The organism is Chryseobacterium culicis (genome assembly GCF_900108365.1).
Lineage (GTDB): Bacteria > Bacteroidota > Bacteroidia > Flavobacteriales > Weeksellaceae > Chryseobacterium > Chryseobacterium culicis.
Window position 1 is genome coordinate 737,884 of sequence record NZ_FNWQ01000001.1, and the last position, 23,464, is coordinate 761,347.

13 protein-coding genes are annotated in these 23,464 nt (G+C 38.8%); 5 read left to right on the forward strand and 8 right to left on the reverse strand.

Annotated features, from left to right (window positions below; all coding sequences use genetic code 11):
• Window positions 1-2: 2 nt before the first annotated feature.
• On the reverse strand, window positions 3-2,804 hold the full coding sequence (locus BLW74_RS03335; RefSeq protein WP_089690025.1) for a GH92 family glycosyl hydrolase: 2,802 nt from the start codon (window positions 2,802-2,804) through the stop codon (window positions 3-5).
• A gap of 95 nt (window positions 2,805-2,899) precedes the next feature.
• Between BLW74_RS03335 and BLW74_RS03340 the strand changes: the two genes are divergently transcribed.
• A complete protein-coding gene (locus BLW74_RS03340; RefSeq protein ID WP_089690026.1) occupies window positions 2,900-5,242 on the forward strand; it encodes an outer membrane beta-barrel family protein in 2,343 nt (780 codons plus the stop codon).
• Between the two features lie 76 nt (window positions 5,243-5,318).
• Here the strand turns inward: BLW74_RS03340 and BLW74_RS03345 are convergent, their stop codons facing one another.
• On the reverse strand, window positions 5,319-5,774 hold the full coding sequence (locus BLW74_RS03345) for a hypothetical protein (RefSeq protein ID WP_089690027.1): 456 nt from the start codon (window positions 5,772-5,774) through the stop codon (window positions 5,319-5,321).
• Window positions 5,775-5,923: 149 nt separating this feature from the next.
• Between BLW74_RS03345 and BLW74_RS03350 the strand changes: the two genes are divergently transcribed.
• A complete protein-coding gene (locus BLW74_RS03350; protein ID WP_089690028.1) occupies window positions 5,924-7,030 on the forward strand; it encodes an Mrp/NBP35 family ATP-binding protein in 1,107 nt (368 codons plus the stop codon).
• 48 nt (window positions 7,031-7,078) lie between these two features.
• Window positions 7,079-7,327, forward strand: a complete 249-nt coding sequence (locus BLW74_RS03355) for a NifU family protein (RefSeq protein WP_002977212.1) — start codon at window positions 7,079-7,081, stop codon at window positions 7,325-7,327.
• 110 nt (window positions 7,328-7,437) lie between these two features.
• On the opposite strand, the gene BLW74_RS03360 is transcribed toward BLW74_RS03355, so the two are convergent.
• From BLW74_RS03360 to BLW74_RS03385, 6 genes are all read right to left on the reverse strand, one after another.
• Window positions 7,438-7,830, reverse strand: coding sequence for a DUF3060 domain-containing protein (locus tag BLW74_RS03360; protein ID WP_089690651.1), 393 nt, complete (start codon window positions 7,828-7,830; stop codon window positions 7,438-7,440).
• A gap of 149 nt (window positions 7,831-7,979) precedes the next feature.
• A complete protein-coding gene (locus BLW74_RS03365) occupies window positions 7,980-11,018 on the reverse strand; it encodes a choice-of-anchor I family protein (RefSeq protein WP_089690029.1) in 3,039 nt (1,012 codons plus the stop codon).
• A 285-nt stretch (window positions 11,019-11,303) separates the two neighbouring features.
• Window positions 11,304-11,957, reverse strand: coding sequence for an NAD-dependent epimerase/dehydratase family protein (locus BLW74_RS03370; RefSeq protein WP_089690030.1), 654 nt, complete (start codon window positions 11,955-11,957; stop codon window positions 11,304-11,306).
• Window positions 11,958-12,232: 275 nt separating this feature from the next.
• On the reverse strand, window positions 12,233-13,117 hold the full coding sequence (locus tag BLW74_RS03375) for a Ppx/GppA phosphatase family protein (RefSeq protein WP_089690031.1): 885 nt from the start codon (window positions 13,115-13,117) through the stop codon (window positions 12,233-12,235).
• Window positions 13,114-15,186, reverse strand: a complete 2,073-nt coding sequence (gene ppk1, locus BLW74_RS03380) for a polyphosphate kinase 1 (RefSeq protein ID WP_089690032.1) — start codon at window positions 15,184-15,186, stop codon at window positions 13,114-13,116. Before ppk1 ends, BLW74_RS03375 begins: the two co-directional genes overlap by 4 nt.
• A 121-nt stretch (window positions 15,187-15,307) precedes the next feature.
• Complete coding sequence (locus BLW74_RS03385) at window positions 15,308-16,282, reverse strand: hypothetical protein (protein WP_089690033.1); 975 nt, start codon at window positions 16,280-16,282, stop codon at window positions 15,308-15,310.
• Window positions 16,283-16,436: 154 nt separating this feature from the next.
• Here BLW74_RS03385 and BLW74_RS03390 point away from each other — a divergent pair, with 154 nt between their 5' ends.
• Together BLW74_RS03390 and BLW74_RS03395 are read left to right on the forward strand one after the other, a co-directional pair.
• The gene (locus BLW74_RS03390; RefSeq protein ID WP_139265687.1) at window positions 16,437-16,874 is read left to right on the forward strand and encodes a T9SS type A sorting domain-containing protein; all 438 of its coding nucleotides are present in this window, start codon (window positions 16,437-16,439) and stop codon (window positions 16,872-16,874) included.
• Window positions 16,875-16,892: 18 nt separating this feature from the next.
• Window positions 16,893-23,441: a polymorphic toxin type 23 domain-containing protein gene (locus BLW74_RS03395; protein WP_089690035.1), complete on the forward strand. Its 6,549-nt coding sequence runs from the start codon at window positions 16,893-16,895 to the stop codon at window positions 23,439-23,441.
• Window positions 23,442-23,464 lie beyond the last annotated feature (23 nt).

Sequence of the window (23,464 nt, forward strand, 5' to 3'; positions counted from 1 at the left end):
TTTTATTTTACAGCAATCTCATCAATAAAAATATAGGCATCACCGCCTGCTCCCTGATGCCATTCCGGAAGTTTTCCGAAGTAATAGGCTTTTACTTTGATATATCGGGCTTCGGTAGGAAGAATTTCGCTGGAAAAATCTTTGATCTGTACCTTTTCATCTTTAGGGTCAATGTCATTGTCAATGGTTTTTAAAAGGATAAAATCTTTACCGTTCATGGAAGCGTAATATTCCACTTTTTTAGGCATCAGAATCCATGCTCTGCTGTCCTGAAGGTAGGTAGAGGATAATGACTTGATTTGTTGCGGTGATTTGAAATCAATAACGGCTTCAAAATTTTGTCCCTGATAACCTTGCCATTCCCCTTTTCTCCAGTTGACATCTCCCTTGATGTCGTCAATAAGAGCCAGTTTTCCGGTAGCACTGTACTGAGGAGTAACTTTTGAGAGGATGTTAATATCCCAATAATTAGGTCTTCTGTTGAAATTGGCAGTCGTTACAGAGCTTTTCTCACCATTTCTTTCAGCGTAAGCCATTACCTGGGTGGTTTTGGTAATCGTGAAAGGAGTTTTATAAAAAGAAAAAGTCTTTCTTTTATTGCTGTCACTGTCATCCATTGTCATGTAATACAGCTTATCACTGGGGTTCAATGCAGTAATTTCAACTTTGGTAGAAAAATCAAATATTCTGTCTGCTGAAATTACCGGTGAAGCGGTTTGTTCTGTATATCTAAAATCTTTAAAAGATTTCACATTTTCAAAACCAAGCTTTTTAAGCTCTGCTCTTCCGGTGTTTTTAGTAATTGTCCTTGTAGTACCGTCTTCAAGATGAATTTTAATTTCATCAAAGTAAGGAGTTGTCGTTTGCCATTCGGGTAATCCTGGAGTTACGGAATAAATTCCCATGGAACTTAAAACATACCATGCACTCATCTGGCCGCAGTCTTCATTTCCGATCAGTCCGTCAGGCGTATTTTTATAAAAATTATCAAGGATATATTGTATTTTGGCATCTGTTTTTTCAGGCTTGTCTACAAAATTGTACAGGTAAGCAATGTGATGGCTTGGCTCATTTCCCTGAGCGTACTGTCCCATCAATCCTGTGATGTCCACCTGCTCTCTTCCTGTTGTTTTATCCGGAGCGGTAAATATGGCATCTATAAATTGCTCAAATTTCTCTTTTCCGCCGTGCACTGCAATCAATCCCGGAATATCCTGCTGTACGGAATAAGAGTAATGCCACGAATTTCCTTCCGTATAATTATTATTGACTTCCCTCGGATCAAATGGCTCATACCAGTTTCCATTCTTTCTCGGCTGCATAAAACCTGTTTTTGGATTGTAAAGATTTTTCCAGTTCTGAGAACGTTTCATGAAATACTGATAATCCTCTTTTTTTCCTAAAATTTTTGCCATCTGGGCAATACACCAGTCGTCATAAGCATATTCTACGGTTTTGGAGACGCTTTCATGCTCATCATCTATGCTGATGTAATTATTCTGTTTATAAGCATTCAATCCGAAAATATCCTGCATTGCCGAACTCCTGGCAGCCTGAAATGCCTTTTCATAATCAAATCCCTGAATTCCTTTAGCCATAGCATCCGCGATGACGGAAACAGAGTGGTAACCGATCATACATTCTGTTTCATTGGAAGCCAGTTCCCATACCGGAAGTTTGCCTCCCTGCTCGTATTGCTTAATAAAAGTATTGATGAAATCTGCAGTTCTCTTTCTGTCGATTAAAGTCATCAGCGGATGTGCACCTCTGAAAGTATCCCAAAGTGAAAATACGGTGTAATAATCAAAGCCATTGGCATTATACAGCTTGTTGTCCCTGCCTCTGTATTTTCCATCCACGTCCATATTAATGTTCGGTTGGGTGAAAACATGGTAAAGAGCGGTATAGAAAACTGCCAATTTGTTTTTATCCTCAGATTTCACTTCAATTTTTGAAAGTTCTTTATCCCATTCATACTGCGCCTGCTTTTTAATTCCTTCAAAATCATTGGATTTTCCTTCTTCCAGCATATTTTTTCCTGCTCCTTCGTAGCCGGTAGGAGAAACAGAAACTTTAACGCTGATCTTTTCACCCTTTTTCACGTACGTAGAAAAGGCCAGTGCAAGCTTTGTTCCGGTAAACAGATTGTTTTCCTGTTTTCCATTCACTTCTTTTTTTGAAATTTTCACAGGTTTTGAAAATTCAATCCTCGCATAGATATATTGGTTGGTAGCCCACGCTTCACTTCTTCTGAAAACTTCAATAGTTTTATCATCAATGATCTTTACTTCACCTTCCAGCAGTTTGTCTCTGTGGTTGAGGTCTAAGATAATATTGGCATTTCCTGCGTTGTTGAAGGTGTATTCATGATAACCTACTCTTTTGGTGGCAGTAAGACGAACGTTAATATTATTTTTATCCAATCTGACAGCGTAAAACCCCGCCGTTGCTTTTTCATTTTTATGCGAAAACTTTGAAGAATAATCTTTACTGCTCAGGCTTGGATTTCCCATAGTGGGCATCAGCATAATATCCCCATAATCTGAAACTCCTGTACCATTCAGGTGGGTATGAGAAAAGCCATAAATTACAGAATCCGAGTAATGATATCCGCTGCACCCGTCCCAGCTTCCATCAATTCTTGTATCAGGAGAAAGCTGAACCATCCCAAAAGGAACAATTGCTCCCGGAAAAGTGTGGCCATGGCCTCCGGTTCCGATCAAAGGATTAACATACTGGGAATAATTCTGTGAGTATATAATTTGGGTAATCAATAAAGAAAATGCTATCAGCCTTTTTTTCATGTTCTAATTTTATAAAGACGAAGATATTGAAAAACAGTAAAACAGATGTAATAAAAGATCATTGCCGATTGTCTTATTGAAAAACGATATAATTCATGAAGAAGACGTTACTTGCTGTGATCATGTTGCTGCCTGCATTTGCACTGGCTCAAAGTGTAAGCGGAAAGATCACCCAAACCGGAAATGGTGTTGCCTACGTGGAGGTAATTGCCGTAAAGGATCAGAAGAAGCAGACTGCTATTTCAGATGAAAAAGGAAATTACACTCTGAAACTTTCTGAAAATGGAAATTATAGTGTTAAGCTTATACAGGACGGCATAGAAATATCCACCCAAGATGTTGTTATTAACGGAGAAACAAAGCAGGACTTTTCTATTGATACAAGGAAAGAAAAACAGATAGAAGGCGTTACGCTTACTGCCAGAAAAAAATTAATTGAGAGAAAAGCAGACAGGCTCGTTTTCAATGTTTCCAATTCTGTGGCGTCACAAGGGATGGACGGGGCAGATGCTCTTGCGACAACTCCCTTGGTAAAAGTAAATGACAATACGGGAGTTTCCATTGTGGGAAAAAGCGGAGTAGCAGTGATGATTAACGACAGGATTTTGAATTTGTCAGACGCCGAACTGGTGACTTACCTGAAAAGTCTCAGATCCGAAAATATTGAAAAAATTGAAGTCATTACCGCACCGCCTGCTAAATATGAAGCGCAGGGAAACAGCGGTCTGATCAATATTGTTCTCAAGAAAAATCAGAATCTCGGATGGAGCGGCAGCTTAACATCGAGTCTCCAGCAGCAGACCTATACAGGAAATTCAAACAGTGTGACGGTGAATTATCAGAATGAAAAACTCCGTACGTCACTCAAGCTGAGACAAAATAAAAATGAAAAGCACTCTTACGAAAACTATTGGATAGAAGGAGCAGATGGTCTTAAAAGCAATGACAACAGAAGAGATTTCGGGGATGGGCTTGGCGCTAATTTAAGTCTGGATTACCAGCTGGGTAAGAAGTCTAATGTAGGATTTATCTATGATTTCGGATTTGGACATTCCAATATGGATATTACCAATACTTCCAACTATTTCCAGAATGGTAATTATACCAATACACTGCTTACTTATGCGGAACACAGGGCAACCGGCAGGCAGCATACTGCCAGTGCCTACTATGATCTGAAATTCGGAAAGCAGGATAATAAATTAAGTATTACAGGTAATTATTTCTCCAATACACCGGAAACAATAATTGATTTTACAACTACAGAAAATTCAGGGGACCGTTTTGTGGTAAAATCACCTTCTACGGTAGATTATAAAATCTATTCCGGGCAGGCGGATCTTACACTGCCTTATCAGATTGCCAGGACAGAAGCAGGGATAAAATTCACCAATTTTGATAATAATTCGAGTATATTTTATCAGAACTTAATGAATGGGCAATATATCACAGATCCTCTGAAAAGCAATGAATTTGAGTATAACGAGAAAAACTATGCAGCTTATATCAGTTTTGAGAAGTCATTCAGCGAAAAATGGTCGGCGAAAGCAGGACTGCGTTATGAGTATTCTGTAGTCAGTGGAAATTCTTTAACTTCCGGACAGCAGACCGAGACTTCTTATGGAAAGTTTTTTCCCACAGCTTATATCAGCTATAAAAGCAATGAAAATAACACTTTCAGTCTGAATTATTCCAAAAGAATTAACAGGCCGGGATTCCGTGCGATCAATCCGTACCGATGGTATACCAATATCAATTCTTATTTTACCGGAAATCCATTTCTTAATCCATCTATCAATCATAATTTTGAGCTTTCTTATGTTTATAAAGGAAAATTGTCTGCATCCGCGTATTTCCAGAGAACATTAGATGCATTTGGGCAGCTTACTACTCTGAAAGGTGAGAATAAGGTAAGTACATTCGAAAACTACTACCATCAGAACAGTATGGGAGTTTCTCTTAATTACTCAGATACTTTTTTCAGAAAATGGGAGGCCAATTACTCTGCTAATTATTCTTACATGAATACTGGTGTTTTTATTACCGATGCCCTTTCTAGAAAGGGGAACAGCTACGATTTCGACTTTCAGAACAATATTTCACTTAATTCCGGCAAAACAGTACAGCTCGTCCTGAATTACTGGTTTCGTCTGCCTTCCAATTCGGGAAATTCATATATGAAGTTTGCAGGAAACCTTACTTCGGGAGTTAAGATGAGCCTTATGGAAAGAAGCCTCCAGCTGAATATATTTGTTTCTGATATTCTGAGGCAGGGGAAAAGCCAGGGTGAAATTTATTATAGTACAGGCACACATTCTTATAACAATTACTACGATGCCAGAAGGCTTACCGTATCCGCAACGTATACTTTTGGAAATAAAAAAGTAAATGGAATGGACCGCAATGTAAAATTTGACGAAAAGAACAGGGCTTATTAATCACCTGAATTTACATTATTTTGATGCTTTATGGCACTCGGAATGAAACGGAGTGGAAAGGCAATACAGAAAATTTCTACACTTCTCCTTCAAAAAAATCATTGAGATATTTCTCTTTGTCTTGTTCTTCCCGTCCGGAGCCCAGGTATTTCTTCCAGGATCGGGATTCATAATAGACGATGCCCATTTCCCAAACACAGTAAGTAGGGAGGTGGGTTTTGTTTCTGTTCCATATTTCAAACTTACCGGAACCGTTGTAATAGACACTTTCCCATAATTCATTTTCACTCCGCCAGGTACACACCAACAGAAGATACTGTTCTCCGCAGCGATGCATAATTACGAATCCCGTATCATCCTTTTTCTGAAAGTTTTCTTCAGCATTTTCAATGCATATTTTGGCATCGGTGATGTCCTGTGAAGAAATTTCAGCAGGATCAGACGCCAAGTCATACCACTTGAATTTTGTTTTTCCAACGGTAAAGATTTCTCTTGGCTGTGCGTATTTGGAAGGATAAGATGTAGATTTCATATCAATTGTTTTCTGGGATTAGATGTGGTACCAATATAAAAAACAGAAATAATAGTTTTTAACGATCTGATTTATCACCTGATATTATAGATTTTATTGATTCTAAATTACCGAAAAAATGCGTAAATTTGTAAACAATTTATATTTATATGTTGACGAAAGAAAAGGTTCAGGATTTCCTTAAAGAAATAGAAGTAGACGACTTGGTGAATAATCTTCAGATTATGGGTAATGATGTTTATATTGACATGACTGCCCATTCACCTGCGATGCATGAAAAGAAAAAACTGGAAGCTGCCATGAAGCAGGCTTTTGCCAGTGAGTTCGGAGAAGACGTTCATTTAAAACTTAAGATCGTTTCTCCGGAGCCTAGTGAAATTCAGCAAAGTCAGATTAAAGGAAAACAAATTCCTGGAATTCAAAATATTATCGCTATTGCTTCAGGAAAGGGAGGCGTAGGAAAGTCTACAGTGTCTGCAAATATGGCAGTAACACTGGCAAAAATGGGTTTCAAAGTAGGGTTGTTAGATGCTGATATCTATGGTCCTTCAGTTCCTACCATGTTTGATACAGAAGGAGAAAAACCGATTTCTGTAGAGGTAAATGGCAAAAGCCTGATGAAACCTGTTGAGAATTATGGTGTGAAAATGCTTTCAATAGGGTATTTCTCGGGGGCAAATCAGGCGGTAGTGTGGAGAGGTCCTATGGCTTCGAAAGCATTGAACCAGATGATCAGAGATGCTGCATGGGGAGAATTGGATTTCTTACTGATAGACCTTCCTCCGGGAACGGGTGATATTCACCTGTCTATCATTCAGGAAGTGCCTGTAACAGGTGCAGTTATTGTAAGTACACCTCAGCATGTTGCATTGGCAGACGTCCGAAAAGGAATCGCAATGTTCCAGATGGAAAGCATTAATATTCCGGTTCTTGGATTAATCGAAAATATGGCGTATTTTACACCGGAAGAACTTCCTGACAATAAATATTATATCTTTGGAAACCAGGGAGCGCAGTATTTAGCGGAAGATCTCGGAATTCCGGTATTGGGAGAGATCCCGTTGATCCAGAGCATCAGAGAAGCAGGAGATGTAGGAAGACCGGCAGCGCTTCAGGAAGGATCTAAAATTGCAGATATCTATACTGAAACTGCCAGAAAAATGGTAGAAAGCTTGGTGGAAAGAAACAAGAACCTTCCGCCTACTGAAGCAGTGAAGATTTCTACAATGGCCGGATGCTCGCCAAAAGCAAAATAATAATAACTTTCAATAAAATTTGAAAAAACCGAATTGAACTGAAAAAATATGGAAACAAACATAACACACGAAGATACAGTAACAAGAGTAATGGAAGCTCTGGAAAGCATCAGACCGTTTTTGAATAAAGACGGTGGTGATATTGAGCTTATTGATGTGAAAGATAATCAGGTGTTTGTGAAACTTTTGGGTAACTGTTCCGGTTGTTCTTTGAATTTTTCAACCTTAAAATTAGGGGTGGAGAATACCATTAAGCAACATGCTCCGGAAATCGAAAAGGTAATCAACGTAGAGTAAAAGTATATCTGAGATATTTTTAAAAAGACAGGCTTTTTAAGGCCTGTCTTTTTTTTGTTTTTATATCAAACCTCAAAGGTTTCTGCATGCTCGCGGCTATGAAGAGACTTCTACTGTTTTACAACTTTATTCCCCACACCCGTAACAGAAACATCCGGCTTTCCGGATTTTGTTCCGGAAGTTCGGTAATAGACGATATTACCGCCGCCTTCCATAGATACTTTATCTACTTTATCAATATACACTTTATTCCCCGTTCCTGAGACTGTAATTTTTTTAGCACTTCCTTTTACTGTTAAAGTGTTGTCTCCACCTTCGACCTCAACAACGCCTCCGTTGAGGGTATACTTGAGCGCATGACCTATACCTTCTACATGAACCACTTTATTGCCTTCTGTTTTTTCTACGCCTTTTTCAGACTCTACTTTTCTTGATTGTGCGAAAACTGTTGCTGTTCCGAGTAAAAGAATTGCCAGAATTCCTGCTTTTTTACTATTTTTCATTGTGAATTTGGTTTTTGTTGATGATAAATATAGAAATAAAATGATTTTTTCAGGCATTTTAAAAGTTAAATCATCATAAATTTCTTCATAACAAAAAAGCCCCGGAAATTCCGAAGCCTTATTATAAAATGGTATACTGTAATTGATGTTTACTTTATAATGACTCTTTTGATCTGTCCTTCCGAAGTTTTTACAAGATAGACTCCTGTAGAAAGGGTAGAAGTGTTTATTGTTAAAGCATTTTTTTCTTTCCCGATTAATTTTCCCGACATATCATACAGTTCGTAATCCTGCTTTCTGTTGAAGTAAAGAGTATTTCCTTTATTAACAGGATTAGGAAATACATTAAACGTTGCCTGTTCAGTTTTTACCTCACCTGTTCCGAGTGTTGCCGGCATTGCTACTTCATACATGGATAAGGTTCCACTGATCTCGTTGGCGATAATTACATAACCTTTATTGGTAGTTGTGTTTTCCGGGGCGATATAGATAATTCCTTCAGGACCATTATCGCCGCCATATGCTGAAGTAGAACGCGAATGTTTGTAATCTGTGAAAGTAGGATTATTAGGATCTGTGATATTGTACACCATGACACCTCCGGTTCTTTCCAGTGTAATGAAAGCATAGGTCTGTCCATTGATGCTTCCTAAAGCTACTCCTTCAGGTTCAGGGCCTTTGGCACGGCTTCTGTTCTTAATGGCATTCGACTCATTATCTGCGTTGAATAGTAAGGGCTGATAAGCTGCTATGTACCGTTCAAACTGATCTCCACTATCATAGACAATCTGTTTTGTATCTGCATTGAAGATAGAGAATGAACGGGCTCCTAAAGCAGCCATTTCTTCAAACTCTGCATCTCCGTCTGTATTTCCTGTAGCAGATGAAACCCTGAATCTTCCCAGGTTATAAGAAGCCTTTACGATATTGGAATTTGGGAACAATACAGGATCTAAAGTATAGTTGTTAGCTCCTACAGTCGTTCTTTCACTGAATCCTGAAAGGTCTTTTTCATCTCCTTCATTAGCGGTTACAATATAATTGGTACTTCCTACCTTGTAATTTTGTACCGCATCTGGTACGTAATAGGCTTTCACAGGCCAGTTGGCAATTAAAACCTCTCCATTATTATCTGAAGCATCAAATCCGTTACCCGGCAGGTTCATATCTTTTTTGCCCAATCCCCAGACTCCTGTGATGGTCTTGGTGGCTAAGTTAATCTCGGCAATGGCATTGTTTTCCTGAAGCGTTACCCATGCCTTCTGGCTGTCGGCGCTGATGGTTACATATTCGGGTTCCAGATCCTGAGAAAGTGTATTGTTCGTTCTAACTTTTCTTAATCCTGTAGCTGTTAACGCTGCTACCTGTGAATCAAAACTATTAAAGTTGAGCGTGGTTACATTGCTTTGAGAAAGAGATCCGATGCCTCCGGAAATATCAATGATACTAATGGTTCCTTCGGGATCTACCGTATAGGCATCATTAGGTTCTCCTTCATTGGCAGTAACCACTTTTGTTCCGTCCGGCGAGAAGGTTACCATGTCGGGTAAAGCTCCTACAGTTACCTGTTTCAGAAAATTACCGTTGATATCGAAGAATACTACAGAGCCATTTTGCTGTGGATTACTATTGGGAGAGGCTGCTGCAATGATTCCATTTTTAACGGCAATACTGGTGATTCCGCCATAAGGAGCCATGTTCACTGTTTTTACCACTGAAGGTATCGCAGGATTGCTGAAGTCGATAATATCAAAAACATCTGTAATAGAGCTGATCGTGAATAAACGTTGTGTGGATGGATCATGAACTACAATTTCCGTAGAGCTGTTATTGTTTCCGGAAGGATCAAAGCTCAGGAGATAATTCAGCTGAATCTGATGAGAAGGAACTGGTGCCGGCTTATCATTATCTACAATATAAACAGTAGCCGAATTATCTCCGGAAATTGTTGCTCCAACCGGATTTTCAAGACTCACCACGAAATACTCAGCCTGCTGCTCAGCCACTGTGTCATCAATAATCGGAATAGTAACGGTGTAACTCGTTGTAGATGGGGTAATAGTAATGGTCTGATTGGCCAGAGTAAAATCATTGCTGCCAGCCGTACTAAAAGGAGCCGGTTTTACAACAAGATTAACTGTAGAGGTTGAAGGATTGCTGATATTGATTTTAAATGCAAGATTTCCTGCATTTTCATTGACTTTGATGAAATTCTTCTCTAAAGAAATCGTTGTTCCCACTGTTGTAAAAGTACTGGATGTAACAGCCGTAATCCCGTTATCACTGAAGTCTTCTACCATATCAGGTTTAAGCGCTGCAAAATAAGTTTGTCCCAGCCCGAGTCCGGAAGTTGGGATTACCGTGATGGTATTGTTGCTGAAAGTGGTAGTGAAGGGAACTGGTGTACCTGCAGCATTTCCAAGCCGGAATTCAATGAGGTTTTGTGCATTAGAATCGTTAATCGCGGAATTATCTGTAAGCCTTACATTTTCATTAAAAGTTATGGTAGGATTTACAGTGGTTGGGATATTGTTGGTGTTATTTGCAGGAAGATATGTAACCGTTGGCGGAGTAGTATCTACACTTCCTGCCGGAGTTGCATCTACCGTAAAGTTATCAAATCGGTTGTTTCCTTCCGTTCCGCCTCCTGCAGCAGAAAATTCTACCTTTACTTTAAAATTTGGATTGTTATTGGCCGCCTGAATCGCAGAAAAATCCAGGGTCACCAGCTGTGGATCCGCATCCTGGGGATTTACTGTCTGGAATTGTACAAAAGTAGTTCCGTTGGTAGAATAAGACCAGGTTTGCGTTCCTGCTCCCTGCGCAGATCTTCTGGTTGTAAATTTAACAATGACATTGTTATATCCCGTTGTCGGAACGTTGAATTGTAACGCTCCTCCAATCGGATTATTGAATCTTAAGTGAGTTCCGGAAGCGTCACCGTTTCTGGCATTCAAATTCTGAGAACTAAAGTTCTGTCCGGTACCGCCGGCAAAATCTATACTGCTTGTACCGCCTGCTATAGCGGCAAGAGAACCGTTCACCAACGTTGATGAAGGTGCAGTGACGGTAGCCGCAGAAGAGTTATCGTTAAAATTCCAGTAATGAATCAGTGTCTGTCCGAAAAGACCGCTCTGAAAAAAGAATGCAGCTAGCACAGACCCTTTTAATAGGTAGTTGTTGATCATTTTTTACTTCAATTAGATAAATGCAAAAATGAACTTTATGTTTCGCAACTATTTTAATGGAATTTTAAGAAATGTTTAAAAAATAGGTTTATTTCTGATAAAAGATAAAATTGTATTGAAATGGGAAACTAGAATGAAATTATTTCCCGGATTTCCCGGAAAAGTTCAAAATTGTCCCTGATTTATTTCCTTCAAGAGGATGTTTCTGCATATAAAAATACCCCGAAACAGCAGTCACAAGCAACAGTACAAAAATAACCAGAACAATTCTTTTTAACATGCCTCTCATATCGCTAAATTTTTAATATCTCTAATTTCTAAAGTAGATGTAGGGTATCCGTTTTGTGTCACTTTGATCATTGCTCTACCCACTTCGTGTAAAGTTAATGATTTTGACTGAAAAAAAACAGGAAAAATCCAAATAAAAGGTTTAAAAAACCATTTTACATTCAATTGACCCTCAACTGGTTTCATAAATCCGGGACGGAAATTATAAGCCCCTTTGAAATTCATCTTTTTTAAATCATTTTCTGTTTTGCCTTTTACCCTTGCCCACATCAGTTTTCCACTCTCTGTACTGTCTGTGCTTGCTCCGGAAACATAGCTGAATACCATGTCCGGATTTTGATTCAAAACAGCTTTCGCAAAGTGAATGGTTGTATCGTAAGTGATTTTGGTATAGTCTTCTTCATTCATCCCCACACTGCTGATTCCTGCACAGAAAAAGCAGGCATCATATCCCTTCAGTTTCTCATCATCAAGATCTATGGATAAAAAGTCAGAGATAAGATATTCTTTCAGCTTTGGGTGTGTTTTTCCGGAAGGCTTTCTGCTTACGCTCAGGATTTCGGAAACATCCGGATTTTCAAGGCATTCCATTAAAACGCCTTCACCTACCATTCCCGTAGCTCCTGTAAGAATTATTTTGATTGAGTTCATTGATTTTTGCTATTGATATGGTTATGACGGATGAGGATGAGGTTTTACTTTAAATTTTTTGATAAAAGATAAAAGATATTGTTGATAAAATTCAATAGGGGTGGGCTTTAGCCCGCCTTAAAAAATGATCTACCTTCCATTGGCTTTAGCCAAAATCTAATAAAAAATGTAAAAAACCGTCTGAGAGCATAGAGATTGCTTCGTCGCGCTGCTCCTCGCAATGACAAAATAAAAGCCAGCACAAAATGGCTGGCTTTCAATATCATTTCGGGCTGCTATTTTTTATGTTGCAGCTGACTGTAAATATTATGAATCAATCCGTCTGCCACAGAAATTTTCGGAACGAATATCCTGTTGATATCAGACCATGACATGACATTATTGAAGATTCTAAGAGCGTGCACCAATACGTCAGCGCGGTCTTCTCTAAGGTTGTAATTAGTCATTCTTTCTTCCACAGACAGCTCATTGAATTCTTTGTACACTTTTTTCAGGTGAGACAGAGACATAGGTTTTCCGTCTTTGGTTTTGCTCATGGAAAATACTTTGTTAATGTTTCCTCCTGACCCTATGGCTACAATGGGTTTCTTGCTGACAATATTTTCCTTGATTTCATCCTTCATTTCTTTCCAGTTGTCTACCGTAACCAGATTGTTAAGAAGACGGATGGTTCCGATATTGAAAGATTTTTCGTAGACCATTTTGCCGTTTTCGTAGAAGGTAAGCTCTGTGGAACCTCCGCCCACATCAATATATAAGTAGGCAAATTCTTTGTCAAGACCTTCTGCCACATGGTTTTCATAGATCAGGGTAGCTTCTTCGTCTCCGGAAATGATTTCGATATTGATTCCTGAGGTATCTTTCACCATATCAATAATTTCATTACCGTTAACAGCATCGCGCATGGCACTGGTAGCACAGGCTCTGTAATGGTCTACCTTGTATATTTTCATAAGATCGCTGAAGATTTTCATGGAATCAATAACCATTTTTTCTCTTTCCGGACCTATTTTCCCGATGGTGAAAACATCCATTCCCAGTCTCAGAGGAATTCTGAGGAGGTTCAGCTTGATGAATTCAGGCTTTCTGTTATTGATCTTTACTTCATTGATAAGAAGGCGGGCTGCATTACTCCCTATGTCTATCGCTGCGATCTTCATTTTTTAGTTGTTTTAGCTTTTAAATATTTATAGGTTTCTATTTGTGACCGGCATTCTTTTTTATCATTCCGTATATACTCATTGCTCAGTTTTTTGTCCAGAATTCTGGCTTTCACATTATCCCTAAGCTGAATATCAAGAATATCTGTTAATTCTTTCTTAAGGTTTTTATCAGTGATTTTGGCAGCGGCTTCAATCCTGTAATCCAGGTTTCTGGTCATCCAGTCAGCGGAAGAAATGTACATGTCTTCGGAACCTTTATTGTAAAAATACATAACTCTGGCATGTTCCAGATATTCGTCTACAATACTGATGGCTTTTATTTTTTCTTTAAAATCCTTTTGGTTTACGGCACAATAGATTCCTCTTACAATTAATCTTATAACTACGCCGGCTTTGGCCGCATCATATAGTTTTTCTATCAGCATTCTGTCGCTCATAGAGTTTACTTTTACGATGATCTCTGCTCTTCGTCCGGCTTTAGCTTCCTCGATTTCTTTATCAATATGGTGAACAATTTTTTCACGCATAAAATGAGGGCAAACTAATAAATTTTTACAAGTTTTCAAAATCGGAATGAAATCATCTTTAGGCTTTTTCAATACATTGAAAACTTTATTAATATCTGCCATGATTCCGCGGTCAGCAGTCAATAACAGATGGTCACCATATATTCTTGCTGTTTTTTCATTGAAGTTTCCGGTGCTTACAAATCCATACTGGATGGTTTTATTGTGTGATCTCTTTTTGATGACACAGAGCTTGGCATGCACTTTTTTGTTAGGAATGCCCACAAGCACGGTAATTCCTTCCGGTTCCAGCATATCTTTCCATTCCAGATTGGATTCTTCATCAAATCTTGCCTGAAGTTCCAGCATTACCGTGACTTCTTTGCCATTTCTGGCAGCATAAATTAAAGCATTGATAATTTTTGAACTGCTGGCCAGGCGGTAGGCCGTGATCTGTATAGACTTTACATCCGGATCCATGGCAGCTTCACGAAGCAAATCAATCACCGGATTATATTTGTGGTAAGGAAAGGTAAGAAGAACGTCTTCTTTTAAAATGACATCAGTTACTCTTTCCCCATGTTCAAAAGCCTGATGCGTAAAGGAAGTTCTTTCCACCGGTCTTTCATACTTTTCAAAAACATCAGGAAAATCCATAAAGTGCTTGAAATTATGAATTTTTCCTCCGGGAATGATGCTGTCCTTCTTGGTTAAATTCAGCTTTCTGATAAGGAGCTCCAGCAAGGCTTTATCCATATCTTTATCAAAAACAAAACGGGTAGGCTTTCCTTTTCTTCTGTTTTTGAGTCCTTTTTCTATCTTTTCTGCAAAGTTGGTTTTGATGTCGTTATCCAGATCCAGCTCAGCATCTTTCGTTACTTTAAAGGCGTTGGCGGAGAATTCATCGTACCCGAAATAAGAAAATATATGTGGAAGGTTGAAGGTGATCACGTCCTCCAGTAGCATTACATTTTTCTCTTCCGGATCTTCTGTTGGCAGCAATACAAATCTGCCTACAAAACGGGAAGGAATCTCAATGATTGCATAATTGCTGGAATACTGCCAGTCTTTTTTTCTCATCGCCACCCCCAGATAAAGACTTTTGTCTCTTAGATAGGGCATTGGTGTATTTTCATGAAGAAGAATAGGAATCACATTAGATTCTACCACCTCATCGAAATATTGCCGGACAAATTCTTTCTGTCTCGCGGTCAGGTTTTTGGAGTTTTTAATGAAAACTTTATGCTCAGCCATTTCTGTCTGGATTTTTTTCCAGGTTTTATCAAAATTCTGCTGCTGTCTCATTACAATTTCATTGATGCGCTGAAGAATTTTGGATGGCGGCTGGTAGAAAGATTCAGCAATCACCTTTTCTTTAAAATCCATGGCACGCTTTAATCCGGCAACACGCACTCTGAAAAATTCATCTAAATTATTGGAGAAAATTCCGAGGAAGCGTATTCTTAAATGTAAGGGAACTTTTTCATCCATAGCTTCCTGCAAAACTCTTTCATTAAAGGCAAGCCATGTAATATCTCTGGGATTAAAGTGTATTGACATTCTAAATGTGTATATTTTATCAAAAATAATAATTCGTAAAGATTCTTGCTCTATTTCTTAGGTTAAACTTTGATTAATTTTTGAAGAAAGCAAAAAATAAGAAATCAATGAAACAGTTCATTTATGCCTGCGCTCTCAAGCTTTTTTTTAAGCCTTCCACTTTCTTGTACATCTTGTTAAAAAAAATATTTCGTTCTTTATTATTGGTAGAGAGAAGTTCTGAATTTTTTAAGATGAGCTTAATACTTTTTTCATAATTATCACATACTCTTTTATCCTGAGTATAATAATAGCTCAGGATATTGTAGGGCATAAACAGTATTTTCTGGTCAACAGACTTAATGAATACACTGTTATTCATGATCAGCAGGTCATTTTGATATAATTTAAAATATACTTCCTTGTTTCCCTTTTTTTCATTAATGGTATCTTCTTCTATCTGTTTCAGCATATCCAGAATATCATTGCATATATCCAAAGCATTTTCCGTAAGGATCAAATCCAGCTGATGGAAGTAAATAACCTGTTCAAGAAGTGCATAAATGGTAACCTCACTCCAGATTTCTGTGGAACTTACATCGTTGTACACTTCAGGCAGAAGCTGCGCCTTTTCTTTAATGTTTGCCGGAACTTCAAATTTTTCGAAACTTACTCTCTTTGAGAAAAAATCAGCATCCATGAGTTTGAGCCATGTATAAATTTTAAACTTATAAAGTTTTTCAAATTTCATAAAATAAAAGAGGGGAATATCTTTGGCCGCATAGATGAATTCTACATCTGGAGTTCCTTTTATTTTTTGCAGGTTCAGGATAGAGAATTCAAAGTATCTCTCCAGATCGTCAATATTATAAATATCATGTACTTTATTCAGTACTGCATTGCCGGAACCGGAGCTGTGGATCTGATCCAGCGAGATTCCGAAATGTGAGGCAAGAGAAATGCCTTCATTGAGCGTTATATGGCTTTTTCCGCTGATCCTCCTGTAGGCAGTATCATTGGAGAGAGCCAGTTTATCTATCATTATATCTACAAGCTTTTTCTTTCCACCCGATTCCTTAATCAGGAAATCGAATAGAGTTTTTTGATGGTTTTTCATGGTTTTAGTGTTGTATTCTCAAAATTATCTAAAAAAAACAAATAAAATCTATTTTTTAGATAATTTATCTAATTGTTTTTTGTGTTTCAGATGCATTGTCTTTTCAGACGTGATTTATTTTATGGATTTTTGTAATGAATCCAAATTTTTTTCTATGAAAAAATCTATATTATTAATTTTTTTCTTGATAATCTCATCAGGGAAATGGCAGTCACAGACCCTTACATTTCTGTATGAAGACGGTGGAAACCAGATCGAAAGAAAGTATTGCGCTACCTGTGCTGCCCACACAAAGAATGCAACAAACGGTATTACAGACAAAAAAGAGTTTCCTCCGTCTGAATATCAGGTGAAGATCTATCCCAATCCTACCAAAGACAAAGCTACGCTGGTTTGGTCATCTGAACTTGGGAGTATGATTGAAAAAGCAGAATATGTAGCTTATAATTTCACCCAATACAGGGAGCTGGTACTTGACAAAAGAGGGAACAAAGCAGTTCTCGATCTTTCTGATCAGCCAATAGGAATGTACGTTGTCATTTTCTATCTGACTACAGGGGAAAAACTTACCTACAAGATTCTTAAACAATAACCATAAAAACTTGCTAACATGAGAAAAAAGTTATCTCTTTTATCCCTGCTCTTTTGGGTGGTTGGATGGATACATGCACAGAGCACGGGACAAACTGGCGGAGAGCTATCCGTATCTCCCACTGGAGGTGCCAGTTATTCAATACCTATTGCCACACTTCCCGGAATTAAGAATATTGCTCCCGGAATTTCCCTGAGTTACTCCAGCCAGGCAGGAAACGGAATTGCCGGATGGGGCTGGAATATTACAGGAATTTCCTCCATTACAAGAGTGGCTTCAACCAAATTTCATGATGGTCTTATTGATGCTGTAAATTTCAACGAGAAGGACCGTTTTACACTGGATGGACAAAGGTTGATTTTGAAATCCGGAATATACGGACAAAATGGAGCCGAATATCAGACCGAAAATTATTCAAACAATAAAATCATTTCCTACGGTTATATTGCAGAAGGCCCGGAATATTTTGCCGTTTATTATCCCGATGGAAGGATTGCCAAGTACGGATATGTGGGGAATTTTTCCCAGGCAGGAAATTCTTTGGAGTGGAAGATTGTTTCCATAGAAGATCCTCAGGGCAACCAAATGAAGTTTTCTTATGAAAGTATTAATGGCTATATCTATGTAAAGTCTATAGAGTACGGAAACAATTCGGTGGTGAATCCCACTCAGAATGTAAATAAAATTAATTTCTATTATAAGGCCGCTTCCAGATCAGATCAGATCTATATTTACAGTTACAGAGTTATTCATTCTGAAAGAAAGCTGGACAGAATTGAAATTCTGGGAAATGATAAACTGTTCCGGAAATATCAGCTGACCTATGATACCACTTCCCTGAATTATGAAAGGCTGGTTAGCGTGCAGCAGTTTAATGGCAGCGGAGAGAGTGTAAAACCGGTTTTGTTTGAATATGATACCACAGAAAACGGGCTTACCAATAATTCAAAAACGGTCACCTCGGTATCGCCGGCCTATGATAATACAAACTGGCAATATACCTCAGGATATTTTGATAATGACGGATCAATAGATTTCATGACCTATCCTAACTCCAGAGACAAGGTATATCGCTTTAATTCTACGCAGCTGGCTGTTACCAATTCTAATCTCTCAGGAAGCCTCACCAATATTGAAAAATTTACGGATATTTTTTCAACAAAATTAGTGCTGGCTAATAATAAATTTTATAACCTTGATGCGGTAAGCACTGTTACGGCGGCCAATACCGGGAGCACCAATCTGAGTGATGAGGAAGTAGTTAAGATTAATAATTATATTCCAAATAACAGCACCAATTCATTAGATCTGGCATTTTCTAATTACTACAGGTTTGAAAATGCTCTCAATGAAAGATGTATTGTGATCAATGACAGCAATACCTATTATTCCAGGATCCCTAAAAGATATTTAAGCGGAGATTTTGATGGGGACGGGGTTTCAGATTTGCTGGCCATAACGCTTCCTTACAGCATCAGCCAGATCTATAACTGTGGCGGTACACTGGATCCGTCAGCGAAAGCAACAGCTAAACCTCCTCTTGGATGCTGTACACAGGGATATAATGTGGATGGCTCTACCGTTTATATGCTGAAACTGGATCCCAATAATACAGCACCGCAACAACCTGCTGTACTGGGATATAATAATGTGATAAAGTCTGCCTCCAAACTCTACGCAGCCGATTTTGACAGAGATAATGTGCTGGATATTTATGTAGTTAATCCCGGGCAGATCGTCGTTCTGGGAATGAAGAACGGGGCTTTTGTACAGAAAGCTGTATTCTCCGGTAATCTGATCAAGTCTGAATTTCCGGTATACATCGCTGACTTCAATGGAGACGGAAAAACAGATCTTATTACACCCATTGCCGATGCCAATTCCAATTGGTATATTTTGATGTCCAATGGTGGCTTCTTTGAGGCGACCGTACGCGATATCGGGGCTAAATATTTTAAGCCTAAAGTTGATAACCTGTGTTATCCCATTACATCAGGAGGAAATTATCCTAATAACCTCTGCGGATATATGCTGCAGCAGTTCTATTATACATTCACGGATATTAATGGTGACGGAAAGGCAGATATGTTTTATCATGACATTCTGACTCCTTATAATGTTCCTGAAGACGGATATGCAAAGAATTATCCCTACCTGACGTACGGCGACAATTATACGGTAAGAGACAGAGGAGGTGTGAAATACAATATGGGCAGCGATATTAACGGACTCCCGAATTTTTCGCCCTATATAGACAGCTGGCAGAATAATCACACCTATGGCGGTGCTACCAATAAAGGAACTCCGATATTTCTGAATAATCCCAACGTTGCCAATCAGAATTTAGATTATGCGTTTTTTGGCGGAGACAAAATAAAGTATGTTTCTTTCAAAAAAGATAACAGGGTAGATGTTACCATTAAAAGAATCAAAGAAAATGATCTGATTACCAATATTACTTATGATACGGCAGTAGATACGGGAGGGGGTACCGGCAGTTATGTTGCAGACAATTCGGAAGAATATCCTTATATCAATCTGAATATCGCTCCTTCCATAAAGCTTGTGAAACGGGTAGAAAAAAGCTTCAACGGAGAAACAAAAATACAGGATTACAAGTATAAAGGAGCTGTGGTCAACATGGAAGGACTGGGCTTTATCGGCTTTAAAGGACTTGCCGTATCAACCGTTTATGGAGGAAATATCACCCAGCCGTTATGGACAGTCTCTCTGCAGGATCCACAGAAAAGGGGAGCGGTGTCAGAAAGTTTCCAGATGAGCGGTGCGGTAAGCTTTAGCGCTCCGTCTTCATTTATTTCCAAGACCATAAATACCTATAATACATCCCTTCTTCCTAATAAAGTCTTTGTCAATCTTCCAACGCAGGTACAGCAGATTGATAATTTGGCTGGAGTTACTACCAATCAATATTATGAACTGTATGACACGTATTATAACCCTAAGAGAATTCGGAATGTTGCCAGCGGAGGAGAAAAAATAACGCTGGTAGACTATGAAGATAATGCTGCTCCTGCCAACAGCCAGTATTATATTGGGAGAATACTTAAAAAAACAGTTACACAGACTCTGGGTACAGATACTTATTCTACAGAAGAACAATATTCATATACCGGAAATCTGGTCACCCAAACCAGGAAAAAAGGGAACAATACAGATTATATTACAGAAGACATCAGTTATGATCCTTTTGGTAATTCAGTCCTGAAAACACTTTCTGCTCCAGGGATGATGCCAAGAGAAGAAAAGATGCAATATGATCCGTCCGGCAGATTTCCTGTAAAATCTACGGACATCCAGGGAACTTCGTCACTGTTTACCTATGATACAGATTTTGGAGTACTGCTTTCCAAAACCAATCATCTTAATCAGACAATCTCTTATACGTATGACAACTGGCAGCGAAAATCTGAAGAAAAAGATATTTATGGAAATACTACACAGCTGTCTTATGAATGGATTACCTCAGGAGATTTCAGTAATGGTACAAAACTGAGGATAGCAGATCCTACAGGCGCGGTTCAGGAAACGATTACTGATAATTGGGGCCGTAAACGCCTTGAGAGAGCGCTTTCAATTAATAGTAAATGGATCGAAAAAAGAACAGATTATGATGTTCAGGACCGAGCGTACAGAGAGAGTGATCCCTATTTTTCAACTTCAGCGCCAAGTAAATGGACCGTCACCGAATTTGACATTTACGGAAGAGTTGTGAAAGTGAATTTTCCTTCCGGAAAAATAATTACTTCGTCATATAACGGTTTATCTGCAACGGTGATAGACGGACAAAAAACACAAACCATCACCAAAGACGAATGGGGAAATAAAATTAAGTTGACAGATAACGGAGGTGTAATTACTTACAGCTATTATGCCAATGGAGCACTGAAATCAACCAATTATCAGGGGCATATCATTACTGTGGAACAGGATGGCTGGGGAAGAAAAACAAAGGTGTCGGATCCGTCCGTGGGGGGTGACTATACCTATGTTTATGATAATTTTGGACAATTATTACATGAAATTAATCCAAAAGGAAAAACAGATTACGCGTATGATCAATTTGGACGTCTTGCCAAAAAAGATATTTCCGGTGACCATACCGATATCAAAATTTCCTATACATATGATGCCAATGGATTTTTAACTGCAGAAACAGGATCTTCTAACGGAGTAAGTAACTCCTATACCAATGAATACGATAGCTTTTACAGACTTAAAAAAAGAGTGGAAGATAATGGTACAGCAGTTTTTACAAAACACTTTACTTATGACGGCTTTGGAAGAACCAAAACAGAAATTAAAGAAACAGTGTTCGGAACACTCACCAGCAGCTATGGTATTGAAAATCTGTACGCTTCCTGCGGACTTTTGGACAAAATAAAAAATACTGCAGGAACAGTAATATGGCAGCTGAACGAAATCAATGAAAAAGGAAGTATTCTGAGCGCAGCGCTCGGAAACGGAGTTTCTATTACGAATCAGTACAGTGCCAATAATTTCTTACAGGAAAGCAGGCATATCAACGGTTCTAATTCCGTACTATTAAGTAATACTTATGATTTTGAAGATATCAGCGGGCTTCTCAACAAACGCAAGAATGATGCTGTACCAATCAGTATCGTTGAGAGTTTTGGCTATGATGCCATGCAGCGTCTTATATCCTGGACGGATGTGGCGGGAAATCAGACCCAGAGCTATGATGCCTTTGGAAGAATTGATAACAACAGTGTAGTAGGCGAGTACAAATATGAAAGTGCCAACAGGTACAGAAAGAAAGGTATTAATTTGAACCTTTCAGGAGATTCATACTACTCCGTTCCTGCCAATCAGCTGCAGCAGATTTCTTATAACGCCTATAAAAATCCGGTTGAAATTACACAGGATAATAATCAGTTGGTAAAATTTGCTTATAATATCCATCAGACAAGATCCAATTCAGAATATAATTATAACAAATCTTTCTTATTCTACGGACGGCATAAAAGCTATTCCGATGACAACACTGTTGAAATTATAGAATATAGTTATCCGGGAAAACCCAGTGCCACTGCTTTAGGAACAAGAATTATAACATATGTGGCAGGCAATCCTTATTCGGCGCCGGCAGCCTATATCAAAGACTTTTATGTCACCGGACAAGTTATGAAAGAAGGGCTGCATTATCTTCACAGAGATTATCAGGGAACAATTCTTGCTATTTCTGATGAGGTTGGCAAAGCTGAAGAAAAAAGGCATTTTGATGCATGGGGAAATTTAATGTATCTTGAGCAGAATGGTACCAAGGTAAGCCTTAAAGGATTCCCGGATTTAATGATCGAAAGAGGCTATACAGGACATGAACATTTTTTCCAGGTAGGATTGATTCATATGAATGGAAGAATGTATGATCCTAAACTGCATACCTTCCTGTCCGTTGATAACTTTATTCAGGATTCATTCAACAGCCAGAATTACAATAGGTTTGGGTATGTTCTGAATAATCCTCTGATGTTTATTGATCAAGGTGGCGAATTTGCGTGGGTCTTAGTATATGTGGGAGCAATCATTGGCGCCGTGATGGGAGCAACCAGTTATATTGGTCATGCAATACAGACGGGGAACTGGAACTGGGGACAGTTTGGCCTTTCTATTCTGGGAGGAGCTGTTTCCGGAGCCATTATGGGGGCTTTGGATGGCGGAGCTTCCAGTGCGCTCACCTGGGGAGCTATTGCCGGATATGCGGCAACAGGATTGGTGAGTGGTTTAATGCCAAGTTATTCTATGGATCTTGGTGGAGGATTTGGGTTTTCTGTTTCTCCATCTATAGCCTTTGGAAAAGGGTTTAGTGTAGGCGCAAGCTTTAGTGTATCGTACCGTAAAGGAGATTTTGGTATTGCCGCAGGATTTGGGGTAAGCTATAAAATTTCTCATGCCGGAAGTGGACTGAGCGGCTGGGAATACAGAAAATCTATTATGGCCGGAACACTGGGCACCGAAGGGAATTTAGGAGTGATGCTTGGAACCAATATGTGGAGCGGACTGCATGAACAGCGTACCGGTATCGTAAAACTGGTAAGTGGAGATTTTTCGCTCACGTATGAGAATGACGGAGCACCATTTGGCAAGATAGGATTAGGGGATAATAATGACAGCTACAGAACAGCCGCCATGTCTTTGTCAATTGGTGACTTTCACGCAGGATTTAACTTATTTACAGGAGTAAGAAATAGATCTACTTATGAGGAGTATCCTGGAAATGATACAAAATATCAGTATGATTACAGAGAAATGAGAAAATATGGACGTGATGATTATCTTCCTGGAGCTTATGGAGAAAAGTATACCCATGGGCTAGTAGCGGAGGAAGGGCCTAGATATAGACTCGGAGCAGCATATGTCGGATGGGGCAACTTTAGAATAGGGGTTAATTCTGAATGGATCAGACATGGAATTCAAAATGTGCTGGCCCACCGATGGATCTCTCCTCAACCTGCATTTTTGATGCTTTCAAATAATTGGGCACCCTATTTTCAGTATCAAACAGTAAATGAATTTACATCATGGTAGCACAAAAAACAATAACTGGATTT